The sequence below is a fragment of the Mesorhizobium sp. M1A.T.Ca.IN.004.03.1.1 genome (assembly GCF_003997555.1).
Classification (GTDB): Bacteria; Pseudomonadota; Alphaproteobacteria; order Rhizobiales; family Rhizobiaceae; genus Mesorhizobium.
Map to the genome: position 1 here is coordinate 456,964 of NZ_RZTV01000004.1, position 19,114 is coordinate 476,077.

General features: G+C 65.0%; 17 protein-coding genes. 8 read left to right on the forward strand and 9 right to left on the reverse strand.

Annotation, left to right across the window (positions count from 1 at the left end; genetic code table 11):
- Nucleotides 1-64: 64 nt before the first annotated feature.
- Both EOD29_RS16200 and EOD29_RS16205 read left to right on the forward strand, forming a co-directional pair.
- Complete coding sequence (locus tag EOD29_RS16200; protein WP_067001924.1) at nt 65-682, forward strand: hypothetical protein; 618 nt, start codon at nt 65-67, stop codon at nt 680-682.
- 276 nt (nt 683-958) lie between these two features.
- Complete coding sequence (locus tag EOD29_RS16205) at nt 959-2,017, forward strand: alpha/beta hydrolase (protein WP_127247192.1); 1,059 nt, start codon at nt 959-961, stop codon at nt 2,015-2,017.
- Between the two features lie 151 nt (nt 2,018-2,168).
- On the opposite strand, the gene pyk is transcribed toward EOD29_RS16205, so the two are convergent.
- Together pyk and EOD29_RS16215 are read right to left on the reverse strand one after the other, a co-directional pair.
- A complete protein-coding gene (gene pyk, locus EOD29_RS16210) occupies nt 2,169-3,596 on the reverse strand; it encodes a pyruvate kinase (protein WP_067319379.1) in 1,428 nt (475 codons plus the stop codon).
- Nucleotides 3,593-4,111, reverse strand: a complete 519-nt coding sequence (locus EOD29_RS16215) for a DUF1036 domain-containing protein (RefSeq protein WP_170950279.1) — start codon at nt 4,109-4,111, stop codon at nt 3,593-3,595. The genes pyk and EOD29_RS16215 overlap by 4 nt, the downstream gene beginning before the upstream one ends.
- 214 nt (nt 4,112-4,325) lie before the next feature.
- On the opposite strand from EOD29_RS16215, the gene EOD29_RS16220 reads away from it, so the two are divergent.
- The 3 genes from EOD29_RS16220 (at nt 4,326) to EOD29_RS16230 (ending at nt 6,872) form a co-directional block, all read left to right on the forward strand.
- Nucleotides 4,326-5,123, forward strand: coding sequence for an N-formylglutamate amidohydrolase (locus EOD29_RS16220; protein WP_095799796.1), 798 nt, complete (start codon nt 4,326-4,328; stop codon nt 5,121-5,123).
- A gap of 29 nt (nt 5,124-5,152) precedes the next feature.
- Nucleotides 5,153-5,461: a DUF1244 domain-containing protein gene (locus EOD29_RS16225; protein WP_067319384.1), complete on the forward strand. Its 309-nt coding sequence runs from the start codon at nt 5,153-5,155 to the stop codon at nt 5,459-5,461.
- A gap of 229 nt (nt 5,462-5,690) precedes the next feature.
- Nucleotides 5,691-6,872 (forward strand): MFS transporter, encoded by a 1,182-nt coding sequence (locus EOD29_RS16230; protein WP_127247193.1) that lies wholly within the window; start codon nt 5,691-5,693, stop codon nt 6,870-6,872.
- On the opposite strand, the gene EOD29_RS16235 is transcribed toward EOD29_RS16230, so the two are convergent.
- Entirely contained in the window at nt 6,830-7,744 is a 915-nt protein-coding gene (locus EOD29_RS16235; protein ID WP_127247194.1) for a LysR family transcriptional regulator, read from the reverse strand. The two genes, EOD29_RS16230 and EOD29_RS16235, sit on opposite strands and share 43 nt — an antisense overlap.
- Nucleotides 7,745-7,840: 96 nt before the next feature.
- On the opposite strand from EOD29_RS16235, the gene EOD29_RS16240 reads away from it, so the two are divergent.
- Nucleotides 7,841-8,797 (forward strand): SDR family oxidoreductase, encoded by a 957-nt coding sequence (locus tag EOD29_RS16240; protein ID WP_127247195.1) that lies wholly within the window; start codon nt 7,841-7,843, stop codon nt 8,795-8,797.
- Nucleotides 8,798-8,861: 64 nt separating this feature from the next.
- Here the strand turns inward: EOD29_RS16240 and EOD29_RS16245 are convergent, their stop codons facing one another.
- The 3 genes from EOD29_RS16245 to EOD29_RS16255 form a co-directional block, all read right to left on the reverse strand.
- On the reverse strand, nt 8,862-9,020 hold the full coding sequence (locus EOD29_RS16245; protein WP_040991775.1) for a DUF3309 family protein: 159 nt from the start codon (nt 9,018-9,020) through the stop codon (nt 8,862-8,864).
- Between the two features lie 99 nt (nt 9,021-9,119).
- Nucleotides 9,120-12,296, reverse strand: coding sequence for an efflux RND transporter permease subunit (locus EOD29_RS16250; protein ID WP_127247196.1), 3,177 nt, complete (start codon nt 12,294-12,296; stop codon nt 9,120-9,122).
- A 74-nt stretch (nt 12,297-12,370) separates the two neighbouring features.
- Nucleotides 12,371-13,543 (reverse strand): efflux RND transporter periplasmic adaptor subunit, encoded by a 1,173-nt coding sequence (locus EOD29_RS16255; protein ID WP_095824193.1) that lies wholly within the window; start codon nt 13,541-13,543, stop codon nt 12,371-12,373.
- 22 nt (nt 13,544-13,565) lie between these two features.
- On the opposite strand from EOD29_RS16255, the gene EOD29_RS37870 reads away from it, so the two are divergent.
- Nucleotides 13,566-13,700: a hypothetical protein gene (locus EOD29_RS37870; RefSeq protein ID WP_275955525.1), complete on the forward strand. Its 135-nt coding sequence runs from the start codon at nt 13,566-13,568 to the stop codon at nt 13,698-13,700.
- A gap of 211 nt (nt 13,701-13,911) precedes the next feature.
- Here EOD29_RS37870 and EOD29_RS16260 read toward each other — a convergent pair whose 3' ends face one another.
- From EOD29_RS16260 to EOD29_RS16270, 3 genes are all read right to left on the reverse strand, one after another.
- Complete coding sequence (locus EOD29_RS16260; RefSeq protein ID WP_127247197.1) at nt 13,912-15,333, reverse strand: coniferyl aldehyde dehydrogenase; 1,422 nt, start codon at nt 15,331-15,333, stop codon at nt 13,912-13,914.
- Nucleotides 15,334-15,451: 118 nt separating this feature from the next.
- Nucleotides 15,452-16,582: a patatin-like phospholipase family protein gene (locus tag EOD29_RS16265; protein WP_127216389.1), complete on the reverse strand. Its 1,131-nt coding sequence runs from the start codon at nt 16,580-16,582 to the stop codon at nt 15,452-15,454.
- 201 nt (nt 16,583-16,783) lie between these two features.
- Nucleotides 16,784-17,869 carry a citrate synthase/methylcitrate synthase gene (locus tag EOD29_RS16270; RefSeq protein WP_127247198.1) on the reverse strand — a complete coding sequence of 362 codons (1,086 nt, stop codon included), beginning with the start codon at nt 17,867-17,869 and terminating at the stop codon, nt 16,784-16,786.
- A gap of 93 nt (nt 17,870-17,962) precedes the next feature.
- Between EOD29_RS16270 and EOD29_RS16275 the strand changes: the two genes are divergently transcribed.
- The gene (locus EOD29_RS16275) at nt 17,963-19,114 is read left to right on the forward strand and encodes a citrate/2-methylcitrate synthase (RefSeq protein WP_127247199.1); all 1,152 of its coding nucleotides are present in this window, start codon (nt 17,963-17,965) and stop codon (nt 19,112-19,114) included.

Here is a 19,114-nt window from a genome sequence, read left to right on the forward strand (position 1 = left end):
GGTTCGCCGGACCCTCACGCTAAAATCATTTTGACGATCCGCCGTCCGGGACTAGATTCCGGACATGCGGATTCTTTTTGCATTCTTCATTGCCCTCGTCCTTTCCGGAACGACCTTGCCCGCTTCGGCGCAGGATGAGGCCACGCCGCCCGCCGCTTCGCCGCCGCCCGCCATCACGCCTCCGCCGGTCGCCTCGACTAGGCAGGGACGGCTCGACCAGCTCTTTGCCGATCTCAGACGCGAGCGCAACGAGAAGGCCGCCGAACGCATCGCCGGCCGCATCTGGAATGAGTGGAACCAGTCCGGCAGCGCCTCGATCGACCTGATGATGCGATGGGCGCAAAGGGCGGCGGAAGACCAGAAATTCGACGTCGCGCTCGATTTCCTCGATCAGGTGGTGACCTTGCAGCCCGATTATGCCGAAGGCTGGAACCGCCGCGCTACCGTGCATTTCCTGATGAAGAACTATGGAAAGTCGATGTCGGACATCGACCACACGCTGCGGCTCGAACCGCGCCATTTCGGCGCGCTGTCCGGTCTCGCGCAGATCATGGCCGAGACCGGCCACAAGCAGTCGGCGCTGGAAGCCTGGCAGAAGGTGCTCACCATCTATCCGATGATGCGCAGCGCCCAGGGCCAGGTCTCGACGCTGTCGGAAGACCTGGCCGGCGAGGGCATTTGAGGGGCAGCTCTTCGTCATCCTCGGGCTTGACCCAACGACCATGCCGTGACTTTCCGCGCCGCGACGGTGGTGCAGACCTCTGCTCCCCTGCAGCCGTCGCGCAAGGTGACGGCGTGGATGCCAGCGGCTTCGCGACGGAGCTTCGCTCCTGCTTCGTCCTGACGTTGACAGGCCGGCCAAGCTGAAGCGGGCAATAATTTGGGCTGGCAGCAGGCCGCCAGCTCGCCAAACTCGCCGTGCTCCTAAACTAAATCCACTCGCCCTCGTACTTTCCGCATGTATCTCATCTGCGTCGCGCTCCTCCTCCTCGTTGCCTTCCTCATCGCCCTTGCCGGCATTACCCGCGCCGGCGTCTGGCTGATCGAGCGCCGCAATCCGCCGATCGGCGCATTCGCCGACATCGATGGTGCCCGCATCCATTATGTCCACGTCCCCGCCGCCGGCGCCGATCTGCCGCCTGTCGTCTTCATCCATGGCGCCAGTGCCAATCTCAAGGACCAGATGCTGCCGCTGAGGCCTTTGCTCGAGGGCCGCGCCGAGCTGCTGTTCCTCGACCGACCGGGCTTCGGCTGGTCGGAGCGCGGCGACAACGAAACGCTGGCGGCGCAGGCCGACACTGTCGCCGCGTTGATGGATCGGCTCGGCATCGCAAGGGCGATCATCATAGGCCATTCCTTCGGCGGCGCGGTCACAACTGCCTTCGCGCGCCAGCATCCGCAAAAGACGCTCGGCCTCGTCTTCCTGGCGCCCGTGAGCCATCCGTGGCCGGGCGGCGCGACCGCCTGGTATTACAAATTGACGGCTGTTCCGGTGGTCGGCTGGCTGTTTTCCGAGACCATTGCTTACGCGGCGGGCATGCTGCGGATCGGCAATGCCACGGCCTGCGTGTTTTCACCGAACAATGTGCCGAAGGGCTATATCGGCAAGGCTTCCATTCCGCTTGTTCTGAGGCCGCCTGCCTTCCGCGCCAACGCCCGCGATGTGGCCCGACTTTACGATTATGTGCGCGCTGCCTCGCCTGGCTACCGTGAGATCAAGGCGCCGACCTTGGTCATCTCCGGCGATCGCGACAAGGTGGTCTATGCCACGGTCCATTCCGTCGGCCTCGAACGCGACATTCCCGGCGCCGAGCTGGTCTGGGTCGCGAATCTCGGCCACAAGCCCGACTGGATCGCCCCCGACCTCGTCGTCGGCGCCATCGAAAGGGCGGCCGGCGCGCCGGTCGACTTGCAGTCGATGGCGAGTGTTGTGGAAAGCCGGATCGCCGGCGACGCGCAAGGCGCTGACAGGTACCCGGAACTGAAGGTGCCGGACGCCGAGCTGGCGCCGGGCTAAGCTCGGGACCGGAAGGTGTCGAGATTCAAATTAGGCCGAGCCGAGCAGAGCGGATTCCCAGAACCGGAGCGGAGCGACTTGACCACATGAGCCCCGGAAGCGCAGGAAAGGCGCGCCTCACAGGCCGGTCCCACCTGAATACGGGCATACCTTAGTGCGTCTCTGAGCCGACATAGGCGATGCGCAGCATGTTGGTGGAGCCGGGCGTCCTCAGCGGCACGCCCGCCGTGATGATGACGCGGTCGCCCGGCTTGCCGAAGCCTTCCTCGAGGGCAATGCGGCAGGCGCGGTCGACCATATCGTCGAGGTCGATAGCGTCCTCCGAGACCACGCAATGCGTACCCCACAGAAGCGAGAGCCGGCGCGCCGTGTTGACGATCGGCGACAGCGCCACGATCGGCACTTGCGGCCGTTCGCGCGCGGCGCGCAGACCAGTTGTTCCAGAGGCGGTGTAGGAAATGATCGCCGACAGTTTCAGCGTCTCCGCGATCTCGCGCGCAGCGAGCGAAATGGCGTCGGCCCCGGTCGCTTCCGGTTCCGAGCGCTGGGCGTTGATGATGCCGGCATAAGTCGGGTCGGCTTCGACCTTGGTGGCGATGCGGTTCATCATCGCGACCGCCTCGACCGGGTAGGCGCCGGCGGCGGATTCGGCCGAAAGCATGATCGCGTCCGCGCCTTCGAAGACGGCGATCGACACATCCGAGACCTCCGCGCGGGTCGGCACGGGTGCGGTGATCATCGATTCCAGCATCTGGGTCGCGATCACCACCGGTTTGCCGGCGCGGCGGGCGGCTCGCGTGATCTGCTTCTGGATGCCGGGCACGGCCTCGAGCGGCATCTCGACGCCGAGATCGCCGCGCGCGACCATCAGCGCGTCGGAGAGTTCGATGATCTCGGCCAGGCGCGCCACCGCCTGCGGCTTTTCGATCTTGGCCATGATGAGGGCCCGGCCGCGCGCGATCTTGCGCGCTTCGGCCAGATCCTCCGGCCGCTGCACGAACGACAGCGCCACCCAGTCGACGCTTGCCGCCAGCACCGCGTCGAGATCGGCGCGGTCCTTCTCGGTCAGCGCGCCGACCGGCAGATCGGTGTCGGGCAGGCTGACGCCCTTCTTGTCGGAGATGCCGGTGCCGGCGACCACCGTGCAGGCGATCGACTTGCCGTCGCTCTTGACCGCCTTGAGCTCCAGCTTGCCGTCATCGATCAAAAGACGGTGACCGGCCTCGACCGAGTTCAGGATTTCCGGATGCGGCAGGTAGACGCGCTTCGACGTGCCGGGTTCCGGACTGTCATCCAGCGTGAAGGTCTGGCCGACGGTCAGTGCTTCCTTGCCATTGGCGAACTTGCCGACCCTGAGCTTTGGCCCCTGAAGATCGGCGAGAATGCCGATCGGCCGCCCGACCGCCGCCTCGACGGCCCGGATGCGGCCGACAAGCGTGCGCATCAGCTCGTGGTCGGTATGGCTCATATTGATGCGGAAGACGTCGGCGCCTGCCTCGAAGAGCTTTCGCAGCATCTCCTCGGAGGAGGAAGCCGGACCGATGGTGGCGAGGATCTTGACCTTGCGGTTACGTCTCATTGATTGTTCGTTCCCGGAGCGGGGGCCGCTGGCGCGCCGCCCGTTGCGGGCTCGTCAGTCAGCTGGACCATCCAGCTTGCCTGCTCGCCCGTGTCATATTCCTGAAATCCGGCGCGCTGAAAGCCCCGGGCGACGCAATCATTCACGCCGGCAATCTTGAACTCTTTTTCGGCGACGCACATGTTGATCGGGCCGTCCCAACGCCCGCCGCGCTCGGCGTCTTCTGCATAAAGATAGTAAAACCTTGATGACAGCGGCCCCTCGATCAGCGTCTTGCAGGTCGACCCCTCGATGTGCCACCAGCCCTCTGTGATCCAGCCGGCCTTCGCCCGATAGCCGATGCCGACGCCGACCAGGTTCTGCGTCGCGTTGCAGACGCGGAAGTCGGCGCGCGCCGGCGAGGTCGCGGCGAGCGCGCACAGGCCCGCGCCAAAGATCAGGAGCGGCAGGCTCAGGCGCTTGCGCAGCCTGCCGGCGCAACCCAATCCAAAACCCTTGGCGAACCACATCTGCATCGTCGAAGCACCTTTTCAGCAAACTCCGGGCGCATGTCAACGCGCCGTTTTATGCAATTCCAATCGATTTAGAAGGGTCCGGTGAACGATTTGGCGTCCCATCCGGGATTCTTTGCAGAAACCGTGGCCAAACAACGGCATTGCGCCTCAGTCCTCTTCGTGGAATGACGATACCACCCCGCCCGGACGCCAGCGAACAGACCGTTTTCAGCCGATGACCCGATCCACAGCTTTCGCGCCCTTCGACATCGTCGAGGGCGACCGCAAGAAGGGCATCGTGCTTCTGGCCGATCACGCCCGTCGCGACCTGCCGGAAGAATATGGCAGCCTCGGCCTGCCGGCTGCCGAGTTCGAGCGCCACATCGCCTATGACATCGGCGTCGAGACGGTGACGCGCGAGTTGGCGGCGGCGCTCAATGCGCCGGCCGTGCTGGCCGGCTTCTCCCGCCTTCTGATCGACCCCAACCGGGGCGAGGACGACCCGACGCTGATCCGCCAGCTCTATGACGGTACCGTCGTGCCGGGAAACTATCCCATGGCCGCCGAAGAGCGGGAGAGACGGCTCGACCGCTTCTACCGCCCCTATCACGACGCGGTCGGGGCGATGATTTCCTCGGTGGCGCAGGCCTCCGGCAAAGCGCCGTTCATCTTCTCGGTGCATTCCTTCACCCCTCGCATGCAAGGCTTCATCCGCCCCTGGCATGTCGGCATCTTGTGGGACCGCGACGACCGCGTTGCGCGGCCGCTGATCGACATGCTGGCCGAAGACAAGGCGCTGATCGTCGGCGACAACGAGCCCTATGACGGCGCGCTGCGCGGCGACACCATGTTCCGCCATGCCATTGTCAACGGCTATGCCCATGCCCTGCTCGAGATCCGTCAGGACCTGATCGCCGACCGCGCTGGCGCTGTTCAATGGGCGGAGCGATTGGCTCCGATCGTTGACGCCGTCGACCGCCGTGCCGATATACACGAGGTGAAGATGTTCGGCTCGCGCACCGGGCCGGCCTAAAAAACGGCCGAGAGGCCGGGGACCACGAAATGACCGAACTCAGCGAAGAACGGAAACGCGATTTCGAGGCCGCCGCCTTCCGCCGGCTGGTCGAGCATCTGCGCGCACGCGGTGACGTCCAGAACATCGACCTGATGAACCTGGCCGGCTTCTGCCGCAACTGCCTGTCGAACTGGTATCGCGAGGCGGCCGAGGCCGACGGCATTGCGCTGACAAAGGACGAATCGCGCGAGATCATCTATGGCATGCCCTATGCCGAATGGCAGGCGCTCAACCAGACCGAAGCCTCCGAGGCCAAGAAGGCTGAGTTCGAGGCCAGGCGGCCGAAGGATCATTGAACGGTCCTATTTGGCTCGCCCCTGCTGCTTTGTCATCCCAGGGTCTGCGCGCGTCGCTTCGCTCCTGCTTCGCCCATGGATGGCGAAGGAGGCGTTTCGGCCAAATCTCCAAAGTAGAGCCCATTCCTCACAGGTCCGCGCCTCTTGGTCCAACGCTTCTGCCATAGCGCTTCTTGACTACAAATTGAATCGATCTAATTTGCCGCGCAAAGCATTCGGACTTCAAACCATGAGCGTGCAAACCACAAGGCAAGCCGCGACGCGCGGCCGCTGGGCCGTTGCCGGCATTTTCCTGGCCAATGGCTTTCTCACCGGCAGCTGGGCGCCGCAGATCCCGGTGTTTCTGACCCGGCTGGACATCTCGAAATTCACCCTCGGCCTGCTGATCCTGTTGTTTGGTGTCGGCGCGGTGATGGCGATGACCTGGTGCGGCCATCTCATTTCCAGGCACGGCTCGCGCCCCGTGCTGCGCTGGTTCGGCATCTGCGGCAGTTTCGGCCTGCTGGTCGTGGCACTTGCGCCCAACGTGCCGCTCGCGGCCCTCGCGATGCTCGTCTTCGGCGGCTCGATCGGCGGCATGGACGTCGCCATGAATTCCAACGCGGTGATCGTCGAACGACGGCTCTCCCGCGCCATCATGTCGTCCTCGCATGGCTTCTGGAGCCTCGGCGGCTTCGCCGGCGGCGCGCTTGGTGGCTATTCCATTCAGAACTACGGCTATCTCGCGCATGCGATTGCGGTGACGGCGCTCGCCTTTTTGGTCATCGCCTTTGCTGTTCGCTACCTCATCGCCGACGACAGGCCGCAGGCCGCCGAGCATCAGAAATTTACGCTGCCGCGGCACACAATTGTCTATCTGGTCGGGTTGATGGCGCTGCTCACCATGGTCTCAGAGGGCGCCGTGCTCGACTGGGCCGCGCTCTACCTCCAGCAGGAGCTCGGCGCCGACCTTGCGATTGCCGGCCTCGCCTATGCTGCCTTCTCCGGCGTCATGGCGCTCATGCGCTTTCTCGGCGACGGCGTGCGCAACCGCTTCGGCGCGGTGGCGACGCTGCGCGGCTCGGCGCTTGTCGCTGCCGCCGGCATGTTGGTGGCCGGCCTCTCCCCCTCGCCTTATCTTGCCATTGCCGCTTTCGCCTTCTGCGGTTTCGGCATCGCCAATATGGTGCCGATCCTGTTTTCGGCCGGCGGCAACCAGGAAGGCTTGTCTTCCGGCACCGGCATGAGCGTCGTCACCACGATGGGCTATTCAGGAATCCTGGTGGCGCCGTCGGCGATCGGCTTCGTCGCCGAGCATTCGAGCTTCGGCCCGATCTTCGTAGCGCTTTCCGGCCTGCTGGTCATCGTGCTGTTGATGGCGAACCTCGCTTACCGCGCGGAATTTGCCGCCGAGCCTGCGCCGGCGGAGTAGCGCTTCAGCTCTTCATGCATGAAATCCGCGACGCGGCGGATGCGCATGCTGGTGCGCACGTCACGGTGCATTGCAAGCCACACCGGCAGCTCGGGCAAGGGAACCTCCGGCAACAGCTTCTCCAGTCGAGGATCGCGGCTAGCGAGCGGCTCCTGGCCGATGCCGATGCCATTGCCGGCCCGCACCGCCTCCCACAGCACGATCTGGTTGTCGGTCCTGAAGCGGAAGTTGCTGCGGCTGACCGGGATGCCAAACGCGGTGAGGCCGCGAACGATCTCATCGCTGCGGTCGAAACCGACCAAAGGATGGTCGACGAGATCGCTCGGCTTCTGCGGGCGTCCATGTCGGTCGAGATAGGATTTCGCAGCACATATGCAGAGCGCGATATCGGTGACCTTGCGCGCCATCAGCTCGTTCTGCGCCGGCCTGACCATGCGGATGGCGATGTCGGCGTCGCGCCGCAGCAGGTTCTCGACCTGGTTGGAAGCGACGATCTCGACCTCGATGCCCGGCTCTTCCTCGCCAAGGCGCGCCGTGATCTGCGGCAGCACGCAGGCCGCAACCACCTCCGAGGCAGCGATGCGCACCGTACCCTCGATCGCCTCGACCGAGCCCAGCGCAAGCAATGAGAATGCATTGGCCTGCTCGCTGACTGCCTTTCCGCGCTCGTAGAGTGCGCTGCCTGCCTCCGTCAGTTCGTAGCCGCGCCGCCCGCGCCGGAACAGCGTGACGCCGAGCGCCTGCTCCAGCTCGGCGATGTGGCGGCCGAGCGTCGGCTGGCTTGATGCGAGCTTGCGCGCGGCGGCCGAAAGGCTGCCGGTCTCGGCCACCACGACGAAGCTCTTGATCAGATTCCAGTCGAATTCATTCATTCGTTTTTGAATAACAGAGTGCCGATCTTAGTCAATTTCCATTCGACTTTGAAGACGTCAGATTAAGCGGGCAAACGCAAGCAACGGAGACGAACAATGACCAAGATCGCAATTCTGGGCGCCAATGGCCGGCTCGGACGCGTGGTTGCCAAGGCCTTCATCGACGCCGGTTTCGACGTCCGCGCCGTCACCCGCACCGGCAAGGTGCCGGCCGAGCTCAAGGGCGCTATTGCCGTCGCCGGCGATGCTCTGGACCGCCAGTCGCTGATCCGCGCCACGCAAGGCGTCGACATCATCTTCAATGGCTTGAACCCGATCTATACCGACTGGGGCAAATGCCTGCCGATGACCGAGAACGTCATGGCAGCCTGTCGGGCCAACGGCGCGCTGCATCTCTTCCCGGGCACTGTCTATAATTACGGCTCGCCGATGCCGCAGGTGATCACCGAGGAGACCCCGTGCCTTCCTACCACCGAGAAGGGCCGCATCCGTGTCGCCATGGAGGAGCTTTTCCGTCGCGAAGCCGATGCGGGCCGTGTGCGCACCATTCTGCTTAGGGCCGGCGACTTCTTCGGCGGCACCGGCAGCGGCGGCTGGTTCGACCTCGTCGTCGCCGCCAAGATGGAAAAGGGGGTCTACACCGCCGCCGGCCCGGCCAAGCTCGTGCACGAATGGGCCTATCTGCCCGACTTCGCGGTGGCTTTTGTCGCACTGGCGCGCAATCTCGATAAGCTCGGCTTTTACGAGGCCATCAATTTCCCCGGCCACGCCGTCACCGATCTCGACATCAAGGCCGCCGCCGAAAAGGCGCTCGGCCGCAAGCTGAAACTCACCTTCATGCCCTGGTGGGTGCTGCGCGCCGGCAGCCCGCTCGTAACCATGTGGCGCGAGATCGTCTCGATGTCCTACCTGCGGTTCGAGCCGCACCGGCTGGCGTCAGCGCGCCTGGAAAAGGTCATCGGCGAAATCCCGCACACCCCGCTCGACCGAGCAGTGGCGGAAGCCATGCAAGACATCGGCATAGCCGTCGCGCCCATGCGTCAGGCCGCCTGAGCAAAGAACAACCTCAAGATGAAAACGGCCGGACTTCAAGGCCCGGCCGCAAATCGTCGTCGGTTCAGATCCTGCCCATCAAAAGCAGGATCAGCAACACTACCAGAATGACTCCCACAATCCCCGAAGGCCCATAGCCCCAAGACCGCGAGTGCGGCCATGCCGGCACGGCGCCGATTAGGATCAGGATCAGGATTATTACGAGAATTGTACCGATCGTCATTGAAAACCCTCGCCGTCTGGTTGAACTTCGAGGGAACAATGCAAAAAGCCGCCCGGTAGTTCCCGAGCGGCTTCCATGTACCTGAGTTGCGAAGTCGCCCTACTCGGCGGCTTTCGGGAAGGCGACCGCCGGCTCGGCATTGGCTTGCGCTACCGGCTCGCCTGTCGAGAGCTCGCCCTTGCCGCGGCGGAACAGGCGGCCGAACCAGCCACGCCGGGCGCCGGGCTTCACCTTGGCGCGGGTGAACACCATCAGCATCGAGGGCGTCACCACCAGCGTCAGCAAGGTGGCGAAGGACAGGCCGAAGACGATCGCCGACGACAGCGAAATCCACCATTGCGTCGATGGCGCGTTGATCGTCGTCTCGTGATGGAAGATTTCGAGACCGAGGCCGAAGGCGATCGGCAGCACGCCGAGGATCGCCGAGACCGCCGTCAACACCACGGGCCTGGCGCGTTCGCGGCAGGTCTGCAGCACGGCATCCATCTTGTCCCAGCCTTCCTCGCGCAGCCGGTCATAGGTGTCGATGAGCACGATGTTGTTGTTCACCACCACGCCGGCAAGCGCAATGACGCCGATGCCCGACATGACGATGCCGAAGGCCTCCCCTGTCAGAAGCAGCCCGAGGAACACGCCGATCGTCGCCATGACGACGCAGGAGAGAACAAGCCACACGCTGGTGAACTTGTTGAACTGCGCGAGCAGCACCAGGAAGATCAGGAAGATCGCCGCGCCGAAGGCTTTGCTGAGGAAGGCGCTGGCTTCCGCGCTGTCCTCGTTGGAGCCAGCGAGCTTCCAGCGTATGCCGCTGCCGAGATCCATGTCGGCCACGGCCTTGGTGGCTTCCGCCTGCACCGCTGCCACTTGCGCGCCGGCGCTGACATTGGCTTGCACCACCACGGTGCGCGCGCCGTCGATGCGGTTGAGGACGCCGACTGTCGGCTCGGGCTTCCTGACCACGAAGTTCGAGATCGGCACCGAGCCTTGCGAGGTCTGCACCCTGAGCTCGTCGAGCGTCGAGAGCGTGCGCCGGTCTTCCGGCAGGCGCAGGCGAATGTCGACGGCGTCGTCGGCGCCGGCCGGCCGGTACTCCGACAGCTTGAGACCGTTCGTCACCAGCTGCACCACAGTGCCCACCGAGGTCGGGCTGATGCCGTATTGCGCCGCCTTGGCGCGATCAACCTCAAGCGCCCAGTCGACGCCGGGCGGCGGCAGGCCGTCGGAAACATCGATCACGTTGGGGATCTTGGCGATGCGCGCGGCGACGGCGCGCGCCTTGTCGTCGAGCCCGGCCGGGTCGGCGGCCGAAAGCCTGATCTGGATCGGCTTGCCGGTCGGCGGGCCGGCCTCGGGCACGCGCACTTCGACATCGACCCCGGGAATGCCGGCCATGACGCCACGCAAATCATCGAGGATTTGGTTGGCGGACTTGCGCTCGCGCCAGTCGACGAATTCGTACTGGATCACCCCGACCACGTCTTCCGGGATGTCCTGGCCGCCGCCTTGCGTCTTGCCGACGCGCGTGTAGACCGATTTCACGCCCGGCCAGCCGAGCAGGCGGCTTTCCGCCGTCTTGGTTGCGGCGTCCATTTCGGCCAGCGAAAGGTTGCCGCGGGCATGCACATAGAGCAGGCCGTAATCCGGCTCGACGCTGGGGAAGAACTCGACGCCGGCGCCGTATTTCGAATAGGCGAAACCGACGCCGACCAGCAGGCCGACGGTGAGCAGGATGACGGTCATCGGGAAACGCACCGCCTGCTTGACCAGAGCCATATACCAGCCGTCGCGATCGCTGTCCTCGTGATGCGCCGGCGCCTTGGCGAAGATGGCGCCGAGCGTCGGCGCGAAGACCAGCGCATAGAGCATCGAGGCCGACAGCGTCACGATCAGCGTGATCGGCATGTACTTCATGAAGTCGCCGATGATGCCGGGCCAGAAGAGCAGCGGCGAGAACGCGGCGATGCGCGTCATTGTCGCTGCGATGACCGGGCCGGCCATGCGCTTGGCGGCTAGCGCGAAGGCATCGGCCTTCGGCATGCCCTCGTTCATGCGCCGCTCCGCGAATTCGGTGACGATGATGGCATCGTCGACCAGCATGCCGACCGCCAGGATGAGGCTGAACAGCACGATCATGTTGATCGTGTAGCCCATCATCGCAAGCAGCAGGATGCCGATCAGGAAGGACGACGGAATGGCGAGGCCGATGAGCAGCGAGGCGCGTCCCGACAGCGCGTATAGGATCACGATAAACACCAGGATGACCGCGATCATCACATGGTTCTGCAGGTCGCCCAAAAGCTGGTTGACGAAGACCGACTTGTCCTGCGTGTAGGTGACGTGCATGCCTTCCGGCATCGTCTTGATGAAGGTGTCCGACACCTCCCGGACATGGTTCAGCGTGTCGATCAGGTTGGCGCCGATGCGCTTCTTCACCTCGATGGCGATCGCCGGCTTGCCGTCGAGGCGGGTCACTGTCTCGGCGTCCTTGAAGGTGGAGCGGATGGTGGCGACGTCCTTGGCCTGCACCACGGCATTGGGCGTGGCGACGACCGGCAGTTTGGCGACGTCTTCGGGCGTCTCGATCAGCGACGGCACCTTGACCGCGTATTTGCCCTCGGAGCCTTCGAGATTGCCGGCCGCGACCAGGCTGTTGGAGGCGCCGACGCCCTGGATCACCTGATCGAGCTGGAGTCCGTAGGAGGAGAGCTTCACCGGATCGATGACGACTTCGACCAGATCGTCGCGCGCGCCCTGCAGCGAGCCTTCGAGCACGCCTGGCACCTCCTCGATGCGGTCGCGCAATTCGCGCGCCGCCGACGTCAGCACGCGCTCCGGCACGTCGCCGGAAAGCGTGACGACGAGAACCGGGAATTCCGAGACGTTGACTTCAGTGACGGTCGGCTCCTCCGCCGCCTGCGGCAGGTCGGCCTTGGCGTCCTGCACCTTGCTGCGCGTGTCCTGCAGCGCGGTGGCCAGATTGGTCTGCGGCTGGAACTCGACCAGCACGTAGCCGCCGCCCTGGAAGGCGGCCGAGCGCATCTCCTTGAGCCCCTTCAGGCTCTTGAGCTTGCTTTCCATCGGCCTGAGCAGCAGCCGTTCGGAGTCCTCCGGCGATATGCCCTGGTAGATCAGGCTGACATACATCATCGGAATCGGAACGTCCGGCTCCGCTTCCTTCGGCGTCGACTGATAGGCGACCCAGCCCGCGACGAGCAGGAACATCAGCGCCGATATTGTGAGGCGGGCGTTGTGAATGGCGAGTCTGACGATGTCCATGACTTATGCCTGCTGTTTCCCTGGAAGCCGCGACATTGGCCAGCGGCGCCGGTCGAGCCGGCACGGCGGCCGCGCTATTGCGTGCCGGCGGAGGCTTCGCTGATCAGCTTGTTGATGGTTGCCTGGTCGGCCTCGACCGGCTTCACCAGATCGCCTTCCTTCACCAGTTCCTGGCCGGCGACGATGATGCGCGCGTCCTGCGGGATGCCGCCAAGCACCAGTCCCTTCGGCGTGTCGTCGACGAGGTCGATCGGGAAGAACGCCACCTTGTCGTCCTTGCCGACGGCGCGGATGCCGAGGTCGCCCTTGTCGCCCAGCGTCACCACCGAGCGCGGCAGCATGACCGCATCGGTCGGCTGGGCGCTGAGCGTGATCTCGGCCGTCATGCCGGCGGGGATGGAGCCGTCGGCATTGGGGATGGCCACCTCGACACGGAAGGTGCGGGTCTGCGAGGAGGCGTCACGGCTGATGTAGCGCACCGTGCCGGTGACTTTCTGGTCGTTGACAAGGCGCACATTGGCCTGGTCGCCGATCTTGATGTAGCGCAGGTCGCGCTCGCTGATCTCGCCGCGCGCGATCACCGGGTCGAGCTTGAGGATGGTGGCCACCTCGCCGCCCTGCATCACCGAGCTGCCGAGCTCGACGGGCACGCGGTCGATGACGCCGTCGAAAGGCGCCTTCACTTCGTTGCGGTCGAGTTCGGCCTGCGCCGTCTCCAGCATGGACTGCGCCGCCGTCAGGTTCGACCGAGCAGTGTCGAGCTGCAGCTTGGGCAGGTTGCCGGTCTTGGCCAGCCGCTCGGCTGCGTCGAGCTCGGCCTTGCGCTGCGCCAGCAGCTGCCTGGCATTGTCGACATTCGAGAGCTTCTCCTCGGCGGCAAGCATCAGCACGAGGTCGCCGGTCTTGACGTGATCGCCCTGCTTGACCGGGAGCTTATCGATGACACCGGCGACGCGGACAGCAAGCACAGCGCGCTTGTCGGCTTCGGTCAGGCCCGAGATCCGTATCGCCCGCGCGAAGGTTTTGCGCGGCGGCGTCACCACCGCGACGGTGCGCAATGCTGCCTTCGGCTCGGCCTCCGCCGTCTTCGGCTTTTCGGCGCCGGACTGCGCGGCTTTGCCTGCTTCTCCCTCCTTCTGGTGATCGGCGGCGCTGCCCACGGACGAGAACTCGCCCGTTGCCATCCAGGCAGCGAATCCGATGAGCACAGCAATGGCTGCAAGCTTGTGAAACCTGATTTTCGGCATCGTCATTTTTTCCGTTGCAGGCTTGGGCGAGGTCGACGGTTTCGATCCCCGGGCGCGCGGCCGATATGGGGGCGCGCAGAGCCATCTTCAATTTGCCGTGATCGGCGAAGCGCGCTTCTACCGCAAAGCCGTTGCGCAAAACAGTCAGAAACTTTGATGGATTATTGCGCCGCCGAGCTTGAGGCGCTGGTTTTTTCCGCGTTTTACATGCTGGACTGCTTGACTTTTCTCAATCGGGGCCGGTTTTTCAGCCGATCGGACACTCAATGGCAGCAGGCGTCAGTATGATGAAGAATTTTTTTGCGAAATGACATGTCGCATTGGCATGGGGCAGTCAGAGGACGCGCCCAATCCGAAAATATATCCGATCAGGTGATCAGGTTAAGCAAGCGGAACAGCCGCTCGAATGTGCGGCCATAAGGCGGCCTGAGCAGGGCCCCGGCACTCAGCCTGGATTGGACGAAGATCGGCTTTTCCTTGCTGAAGGTGCGGAAACCCCATTCGCCGTGATAGGCGCCCATGCCGCTCTCGCCGGCGCCGCCGAATGGCTGCCGTTCCTGCACCAGATGCATCATGCAGTCGTTGACCGTCACGCCGCCGGCAACGGTTTCTTGCATGATCCTTTGGCGATTGGCGCTGTTCTTGCCGAACCAATAGAGGGCGAGCGGACGCTCGCCGCGGTTCACGTGACCGATCGCCTCATCGATCGTGCCGTATTCGAGGATCGGCAGCACCGGCCCGAAGATTTCCTCGCGCATCAGCCGCAAACTCTCGCCGGCGTTCCTGACCAGGACAGGCGCCATCTTGCGGTCGCACCAGCCGAGCTTTTCATTTGCCGGGTTGACCTCGGTGACATCGGCACCGCTTTCGCGCGCCTCGGCGACCATGTCGCTCAGCCGCCGCTGGTGCCGTTCGCTGACGATGGCCGTGTAGTCGGGATTGTCGCCCAGGCGCGGATAGAGCTGCGCCATCGCGCCGGCAAGTTTTGCGGCGATCGCCGCGCCTTGCCCTTGCGGGACCATCAGATAGTCGGGTGCGATGCAGGTCTGGCCCGCATTCAAGAGCTTGCCGTAGGCGACGCTCGCGACCGCAGCGTCGAGATCGCACGACGCATCGAAGATCGCCGGCGACTTGCCGCCAAGTTCGAGCGTCACCGGCGTCAGATTGGCGGCCGCGGCTAGCGCCACCTGCCGGCCGACCGCGGTGGAGCCGGTGAACAGGAGATGATCGAAAGGCATGGACACGAATGTCTTGCCGACTTCGGCATCGCCGACCACAACGCTCATCTCGTCGGAAGAAAAATGCTCTTCGACCAACCGGGCGAGCAGGTCCGAAAAGTTCGGCGTCAGCTCGGACGGCTTGAGCAGCACCCGGTTGCCGGCGGCTAGAGCGGCAGTTGCCGGCGCGATGGCAAGCTGGAACGGATAGTTCCAGGGCGAGACGATGCCGACGACCCCGAGCGGCTGCGGCAGAAGGCGGTTGCGCCCCGGCAGGAACGGCAGGCTGGTGGCGACGCGGCGCTCGCGCATCCAGCCGCGCAGATGCCGGATGGCGTGCTTGATGCCGGCGCGAACGACGAACAGTTCCGCAAGCCGCGTTTCCTGCGCCGCCCGTCCAGTGAAATCGCTGTCGATCGCCGTGCAGATCTCGGCTTCATGCTTTTCGGTCAGCGCCAGCAGCCGCTTCAGCCGATCCTTGCGCACTGCGAGGCCAGGAAAGGGGTCCTTCTCGAAGGCCCTGCACTGCGCCTCAAACTTGACCCCGAGAGAGTTCTGTCTGGTCTGCAGCATCGCTACCTCCCGTTTACGCCGAGGTAAACTACTCGCGCGACGGAGGTGAATCCAGCATATCGGCGGTTCCGCAAGGGAAACCTCAGCGCCTGCTGAAACGTGCGAGAGGGTTGGGCAACTAGGCTCGCCGGCGCGCTGACTCTGGCTTGATGCGCGCGGCGAGGAATTCCTTGACCCGCCGGCCCGGGGCCGGGCCGCGCATCGGCTTGAAGCCGTCGTCGAGCTCGCCCGAGAGGTCGAGCGTCGCTCGGCTGCCGACCGCGTCGTAGTTCTCCTCCAGCCAGTCGCTGGCCGCACTGCGGCCAAGGTCGCGCAGATAGGCGAGGAAGGCCCATTCGGCGTTGACCTTGGACGAGGCCGACAGATCCTTGAAAGCCTCGTCGGCATCGATGCGGTGCATGCGGATGTCGCGGTATTCGCCATGCGGCAGCCGTCCCGCCGCGATCAGTTCCTTGACGAAGGCGATCGAGCGGAATTCGCGCAGCAGCCCGGCATTGAAGGTGATCTCGTCGATGCGGTTCTGGATCTCGTTGGCGCTCTTCGGCGTGCCTTCGCGCACCACCGGATTGATCTGCACGAGAAGCACGTCCTCGGTCGCCGCGGTCTTGAAGAAGGGATAGAGCGCCGGATTGCCGCCATAGCCGCCATCCCAATAGGGCACGCCCTTGATCTCGACGGCACGGAACAATTGCGGCAGGCAGGCCGACGCCATCACCGTGTCGAGGTCGATCTCGCCATCCGAGAAGACGCGCAGCTGCCCGGTCTCGACATTGGTCGCTGAAATGAAGAGCTCCATCGACTTGCAGGCGTGCACGTTGCCGAAGTCGATCTCCTTCTTGACCACATCGCGCAGCGGGTTGAGGCCGAGCGGATTGGCGACGTAAGGCGAGAAGACCCGCGACATGGTGTCGAAGAAGAAATAGCCGGGCGTGTTCTCGATCGACCAGTTCCCCCAGACGACGTCCCACGGCATGCGTTGCACCGGGCTGAACCGCCCCTTCGAGGCCACAGCACGCCAGAAATCGTCGAGCTTCTTGCGCGCGCCCTCAACGCCGCCGCGTACGAAGCCGTCGGCCAGCGCCACCGCGTTCATCGCGCCGGCGCTGGTGCCTGACACGGCAGCGATCTCAAGCCGCCCGTCTTCGAGCAGACGATCGAGCACGCCCCAGGAGAAGGCTCCGTGCGAGCCGCCGCCCTGAAGCGCGATGTTGATCTTCTTCTTGTCCCCCGCCTTGCCGTTCTTCGCCATGGCGTTCCTTGTCTCGATGTGCCGGCCTGCCCCTGCGTCATTGGAGCAGGACCGCTGCCGTCAGCCTATGTTGCAGCGCAGCATATAAGGACGGACCAAGGCAAGAACACGAGCACACAAGCGTGATCGGGTGAAATTTCGCTCATGAAAAAACTGTCCGCTGCCGGACGCGGAGTATTGCATTAGGGTTTGCTCGCGGCGTCAGGCGACGAGATCGGGCACCGGCCCGACATAGCGCGACTGCGGCCGGATCAGGCGTCCGGTCGCCTGCTGCTCGCGCGCATGCGCAATCCAGCCGGCGACGCGGCCGGCGGCAAAGACGTTGGAGAACGCCTCCTTCGGGAAGCCCGCGGCTTCGAGCAGGAGCGCGGTATAGAATTCGACATTGGTCTGGATCGAGCGTTGCGGCTTGAGGACCTTGAGCACGTCGAGTGCCGCCTGCTCCACCGTCTCGGCGAAGGCCAGCCGGCGGCCGGACTCATTTCGTGTGCCCAGCCGCCGCACGACGGCTTTCAGCACGTCGGCACGCGGGTCGCGTACGCGGTAGATGCGATGGCCGAAGCCCATGATGCGCTCGCCGCGCGCTATCTCGTTTCGCAGCCAGGCGGCCGCGTCGCCGCTCGCCTCGATCGCGTCGAGCATCTCGATCACCGGCCCCGGCGCGCCGCCATGCAGCGGGCCTTTGAGCGCGCCGAGCCCGGCCAGGATCGCCGAGGTCAAGCCCGCCTGCGTCGACGCCACCACCCGCGTTGCGAAGGTCGAGGCATTGAGCCCATGGTCGCAGACCGTCACCAGATACGTATCGAGCGCCTTGGCAAGCGCCGGCGAGGCCGTACCGGAGAGCATTCGCAGCATGTCGTTGGCATGATCGGCGCGTGCGTCCGGAGGAACAGGCTTCTCGCCGCGTCCGAGCCGCAGCAGGGCCGGCGTTAGCACCGCCGGCGCCGCGATCAGCCGGAGCGCGTCGGCGAGCGAGTCGCCGTCGGGCAGAAGAGCGATGCCGGTGCGCATGCCGCTGTAGACATCGAGCGCTGGAAGTTCAGCGAGCATCGACTGCAGCCGTTCGAAAACCTCGACACGCGCATTGCCGATCGCCTTCTCCAGCTCGTCGTCGCCGGGAAGCTCGTCAAAGAACCCGTCGAACAAGAGGCGGACCACCTGCCCGTAGCGCCAGTGCCCGGCGAGTTCCGTCAACGAATGGCCTCGGATGGTGAGATGGCCGCCCGCGCCGTCGACATCGGAAAGAACCGTCTCCGCCGCCACAACATCATCGAGCCCATTTGCCATGACTGTCTCCTTGACCCTTTGTGCACTGCAGTTAATGCTCTACAATCAACGCATCAATCTTGATCAACTGAATCAATATGAGGGGGTGCGAACTTGTCCGAATGGCTGACGCGGGAGGAAGCGCTGGCGCGGCTCAAGGTCCGGCCGCAGACCCTTTACGCCTATGTCAGCCGCGGCCGCATCGGCATGCGGCCCGACGGGGCCGATCCGCGCCGCAGCCAGTATCGAGCCGACGACATAGCCGCGCTCGCCACCCGTCGGGCGCGCGGGCGCAGCCCCCAGGCGATCGCCGAAAGCGCCATCGCCTGGGGCGAGCCAGCGATCACCACTGCCATCTCGACCGTGCTGCACGGCCGCCTCGTTTATCGCGGCAAGGATGCCGTTGCGCTTGCCGCGACAGCGACGCTGGAGGAGGCAGCAAGCCTGCTTTGGGCATCCGGCGCCGCGATATCCTTCGCATCGCTGACGCCTTCGATCGTTCGCGAGAGCGGCACCCCGACGGCCTTTGCAAGATTGTCGGCGCTTGCCGCGGCTGGCCGGCCTTCGCTCGGCCGCAGGCCGGGCATGCTGCAGCAGGATGGCGCCAGCGCCACCAGCGTGCTCGCGACGTCACTCGGTGCAAGCCCGGGGGCGGAGCCGGTGCATGAAAGGCTGGCGCGCGGCTGGTCGGTCGACGCTGCCGGTGCCGATCTCATCCGCAAGGCGCTGGTGCTTTTGGCCGATCACGAGCTCAACGCCTCGACCTTCGCCGCACGCGTCGCCGCTTCGACCGGCGCGCCGATCGTGGCCTGCCTGCTTGCCGGGCTCGCTGCCCTTACCGGCCCGCGTCATGGCGGCGCCGGCGCCGCGGCCATCGCGCTGGTCGAGGATGCCGAGCGGCTCGGGCCGGACGAGACGATCGCGCGCTGGCTGGCCCACGACCGGCCGCTGCCCGGCTTCGGCCATCAGCTCTATCCCGAAGGCGATCCGCGCGCCGAGGCTCTGCTGCCCGACCTCGACATCGCTGACAATCTGCTTCAGCTGCGCGACGCCGTCCTTGCCGCGACCGGCATGCGCCCGAATGTCGACTTCGCGCTGGCCGCGCTGACGCGCAGCCTCAATCTCCCCGCCGACGCGCCCTTTCGCCTGTTCGCGCTCGGTCGCAGCATCGGCTGGACGGCGCATGCCATCGAGCAGGTGACGAGCAACAGGCCGATCAGGCCGCGAGCCCGCTATGACGGCCCTGCAGGAACACCTGACGGCTAG

Bases quoted from the DNA above. Each gene is read 5' to 3' on its own strand.
- EOD29_RS16200 (WP_067001924.1), top strand. From the start codon at position 65: ATGCGGATTCTTTTTGCATTCTTCATTGCCCTCGTCCTTTCCGGAACG.
- EOD29_RS16205 (WP_127247192.1), top strand. From the start codon at position 959: ATGTATCTCATCTGCGTCGCGCTCCTCCTCCTCGTTGCCTTCCTCATC.
- pyk (WP_067319379.1), bottom strand. From the start codon at position 3,596: ATGAGACGTAACCGCAAGGTCAAGATCCTCGCCACCATCGGTCCGGCT.
- EOD29_RS16215 (WP_170950279.1), bottom strand. From the start codon at position 4,111: ATGCAGATGTGGTTCGCCAAGGGTTTTGGATTGGGTTGCGCCGGCAGG.
- EOD29_RS16220 (WP_095799796.1), top strand. From the start codon at position 4,326: ATGACCCGATCCACAGCTTTCGCGCCCTTCGACATCGTCGAGGGCGAC.
- EOD29_RS16225 (WP_067319384.1), top strand. From the start codon at position 5,153: ATGACCGAACTCAGCGAAGAACGGAAACGCGATTTCGAGGCCGCCGCC.
- EOD29_RS16230 (WP_127247193.1), top strand. From the start codon at position 5,691: ATGAGCGTGCAAACCACAAGGCAAGCCGCGACGCGCGGCCGCTGGGCC.
- EOD29_RS16235 (WP_127247194.1), bottom strand. From the start codon at position 7,744: ATGAATGAATTCGACTGGAATCTGATCAAGAGCTTCGTCGTGGTGGCC.
- EOD29_RS16240 (WP_127247195.1), top strand. From the start codon at position 7,841: ATGACCAAGATCGCAATTCTGGGCGCCAATGGCCGGCTCGGACGCGTG.
- EOD29_RS16245 (WP_040991775.1), bottom strand. From the start codon at position 9,020: ATGACGATCGGTACAATTCTCGTAATAATCCTGATCCTGATCCTAATC.
- EOD29_RS16250 (WP_127247196.1), bottom strand. From the start codon at position 12,296: ATGGACATCGTCAGACTCGCCATTCACAACGCCCGCCTCACAATATCG.
- EOD29_RS16255 (WP_095824193.1), bottom strand. From the start codon at position 13,543: ATGCCGAAAATCAGGTTTCACAAGCTTGCAGCCATTGCTGTGCTCATC.
- EOD29_RS16260 (WP_127247197.1), bottom strand. From the start codon at position 15,333: ATGCTGCAGACCAGACAGAACTCTCTCGGGGTCAAGTTTGAGGCGCAG.
- EOD29_RS16265 (WP_127216389.1), bottom strand. From the start codon at position 16,582: ATGGCGAAGAACGGCAAGGCGGGGGACAAGAAGAAGATCAACATCGCG.
- EOD29_RS16270 (WP_127247198.1), bottom strand. From the start codon at position 17,869: ATGGCAAATGGGCTCGATGATGTTGTGGCGGCGGAGACGGTTCTTTCC.